The following is a 3,830-nucleotide window of genomic DNA, read 5'->3' on the forward strand; positions in this document are numbered from 1 at the left end:
ACCGAATACCTTGTGGTTTATCTCCAAAAGCATCCGAAAATCTTTTCAGGTAAACATCAACTGCATTTTTATCGAGGTGATCTAAAGTAAAACCTTCACCTCCAGGTGCTGCACGTTTAACCATTTGGCTGGTTTTACCTGCAAAAGCAGCATAAATATCCCAACTCCCACTACCAGGCGACCAATTTAAAGTTCCATCTGCCTGAACTTTAGAAAGCAGGTTGAGCACCTCACCATTATTACCGTAAGCCGTCAAAGCCTGTAACTGCGCGAAATCCTGTTTCGCTTCTTTAACTTTAATGGTTTCTGTTAACTTCTCTCCCCCCTTGAGTTTATATTGTTGGGTAATCAGTTTGGTAGCAGCGTTTTCGGGCTTAATCTGCGGACCGCCAAATGGCCAGCCCGTACCGGTGTTCATATCAACACCCAAGCCTAAAGTATTGGCTTTATTAACCGTATGGTGCAATATATTCACCCACTCTGGCGATAAAAACTGTAAATATTGCTTTTCAAAACCCTTGGCGCCATAAATTGGTGTAATTTCTACACCGCCAAGACCAGCATCTGCGTATTTCTTTAAAACCAGGTTCAAATTCTGTTCGTCTACAGCATTTCCCATCCACCACCAACGTGTCCAGGGTTTCATCTGCTTTTCAATAACAGGCCAACTGCTGGTATTTTTTACAGGCTTTTGTGCTTTAGCCAAACTAAAAATTAATGCACTAAGTAGCAGAACAGAAAAGAATCGTTGTAATTGCATAAATTTAATCTAAATGGAATACCATTTCTAAAGGGAATGTTTTTGGAGAATTATCGGCATTGGTTTCCATAATATCGGCCATGTATGCCCACCATTTTTGCACAATCTGGGTACTGCCTAAATCTTGCGAGGAATTTCCGTTTTGTTGTTGCACCGCAAAAAGTGTATTGGTTTCTTCATCTAAAAAGATAGAATAATCGCTGATCCCATTTTCCTTTAATAAAGTAGATAACTCTGGCCAGATCTCATCATGGCGCTTTTTATATTCTGTTTCAAAACCTGGTTTAAGTTTCATTTTGAATGCAATTTTCATGTTTTCAATTTTATTTTTTTAAGGATTTCAACTATTAGTACTGTCATTCTGAACRCAGTGAAGAATCCCGAACCGATAAGCACTTAAACTGAGTTCTTCATTTACATTCTGGTTCAGTTTTTTAGCTAAACCTGTGTTCTATTTCTTAGATTCTTCACTGCGTTCAGAATGACAAATCTCCGTGGTTCGTGTCTCCACGAACCATCCATTAATTCACTACAAAGCTCAAATCAGCACTATTATCTCCAGTTGATTTGATCCAAAGTATCTTATTTTTTATATCATAAAACCAGCCTTCAGTTTTATCCAATTGATCTGGTGTTTTTAAAACTTTTAATTTAGTACCATTTTCTGAAACAACACTGGGATCTGCCTTTACTATCCAATGTATTTTAGCCAGATATTTATGTTTAGTTGGCTTAAAACTACCTGTTGGTTTAGCCACTTTCAGCGTTAAATCCGATGCTGTTAATGAGGAAGTAATCTTGGTTAATGCAAAGTTCCCTGTTTTGTATGCAGCGCTTAAATTGTCGTCTTCGTACATATCATATTTAGATGCTCCATAAGGAAAAACATCCAGGGTAATCACATCAACTGGTTTTTCGCCACTGTAGGCCATTTCTGGCTGCATCGGAATAATGCTTCCCGCCTTTACAAACAAAGGAATGGTATCTAAAGGTGCTACCACATGGTGATAACTTTTGCCTTCGTATTTTTCGTTTGTCCAGTAGTTAAACCAGGTACCTTCCGGTAAATAAACCGAACGGGTAATGGCGCCTTTGGTGGTTACCGGGGCAACCATTAAATTGTCGCCAAACATATACTGATCGCCTATTTCGTATACATTTTCATCATCCTGATGGTTGAGTACCAAAGCCCTCATCATCGGCAAACCTGTTTCGTATTGCTGATGCATACTAGTATACATATAAGGGAATAAACGGTAACGCAACAGATCGTATTTTTTGAAATTACGCAAAGCATCTTCACCATATTTCCAGGGTTCTTTATAACCAGGGTGATCCATCCCAAAAACAAGTGCAATTGGACTGAACATCCCAAATTGCACCCAACGGATATACAGCTCCGGATCGGCCTGATGTTCGAAACCGCCCATACAATGCGCCCATGAACCTACACCCGAAAGACCAACATTTAATCCAGCTTTAATTACCGGAGCAAAGTATTGCCATTCACTTGGCCAATCGCCTGCAAAAATATATGGATAACGTTGAATGCCCGAATAACCTTCCCGGGTTTGATTTAATCCCCTAAAACCATTAAACTTTTCGAACTCCAAAAACGGTGCTTTGGCATAGGCTATTGGAAAAAGATTGTGCAAACGTTCTGCATCTTTTCCTGTCGGACCAACTTTTTCACTCTCATTTGCCAATGATCCAAACGCACTTCCTTCATCAGTTTTCAGAAATTTTGCCCCCAATTTTGCTACCCGCATCACGCCATTATCCCACCACCATTGCGTAGCCTTCTCATCGAAAAAGTTTACAAATTCGCCGGGTTTACCATTTTCGGGATAAGTATAACCCTGCGCTCTGGCCTGATCTAACAGGTTTAACTTTTTGGCATTATCAAACCGTGGACGCAGGTGCAATCCAACCATTTTATAGTTCAGGGCATAAAGGCTATCGAACATTGATTTTGGATCTTTAAAGGTTTCTCTCCATTCGAAAGAAGTTGCACCTTTACCTCCATTTTCACCAAATAAACGCCAGGTAGAATCTAACCAAAGCAGATCAACCGGAATACCTAACGACCGGTATTTTTTTGCCAGCTCAACCACATAATGATCTGAAGTTTGTGCCTCATGGCCCCATGTACCACCACTGTACGTACCTGCATGTAAGCCTAAAGCAAACTGTGGCAACATCGGCGATTTGCCTGTAATACTGGTATAATGATCTAAAATAGCTGGAAAAGTTGGCCCGTACATGAAATAATAATCCAATTCTCCATCAGCGGCTTTAAAACTGTACTGATCTTTTTTAGAAGCGCCCATATCCCATTCGGTAGCAAAAGAATTATGCAGAAAAATACCATAACCTTTTGTACTCATAAAAAACGGAACCGGACAATAATTGGCTTCCAGTATATTATAAGCACCAATGGCATGCGGCAAACCTTTTCCACGCCCAACATTTAACATTACTTTTTTAAAGCGGCGATCCATAAAATCCATGCGCTCGCCAAAACCAAAGAAATGCTCGTCGGCCTGCAGCTTTTTAGTTACCCCAACCTGCGTATTTTCTTTATTTACTGATCCATTGACTTCGCTGCTCAGCAATTTACCTTTGACGTCAAAAACATCAATCCTGAAAGGCGCTTTGTATAATTTAATCACCAATTTTGAGGTGGCAAGCAAGAAATGATCTTTTTTATCTGAAACTTTAACCACTACATTAGCCCAGTTGTAATTAATCACCATCAGGTTTTCGTTGGCTTCGAACTTACCGTTCCAACTGGTTCTGATCCTGAAGATTTCTGGTGTACAGAACTCCAATTTCACTTCTCCCTTTGTGGTTAAAAATGAAATGGTATTGCCCGTTTTCTTAAAACCAGATTTATAATCGCCAATGTTTTGTGCCCTGGCGATGGCAAGTATAAAAACTAAGGATAGGACAAAAGCTAAAAGTTTCTTCATCATATTTATTGTATTTCCAACTGGTTAACTACTAAGCCCGGATCGAGCATATAAATTTTCACAGTCGATTTACCTGTTTTATTAATCTCGTGTTTGGT

Annotated in this window: 3 protein-coding genes; all 3 read right to left on the reverse strand. The window is 39.6% G+C overall.

Annotation, left to right across the window (positions count from 1 at the left end; translation table 11 throughout):
• Positions 1-760 (reverse strand): glycosyl hydrolase (locus AC1DPQ_RS20770; protein ID WP_477610740.1); only part of this gene is annotated, 760 nt, incomplete at its 3' end.
• Positions 761-764: 4 nt separating this feature from the next.
• Positions 765-1,073 (reverse strand): L-rhamnose mutarotase, encoded by a 309-nt coding sequence (rhaM, locus tag AC1DPQ_RS20775; protein WP_477585212.1) that lies wholly within the window; start codon positions 1,071-1,073, stop codon positions 765-767.
• A 208-nt stretch (positions 1,074-1,281) separates the two neighbouring features.
• Complete coding sequence (locus AC1DPQ_RS20780) at positions 1,282-3,735, reverse strand: glycoside hydrolase family 31 protein (RefSeq protein WP_477610741.1); 2,454 nt, start codon at positions 3,733-3,735, stop codon at positions 1,282-1,284.
• Positions 3,736-3,830 lie beyond the last annotated feature (95 nt).

The organism is Pedobacter sp. 01T416_2 (assembly GCF_056398925.1).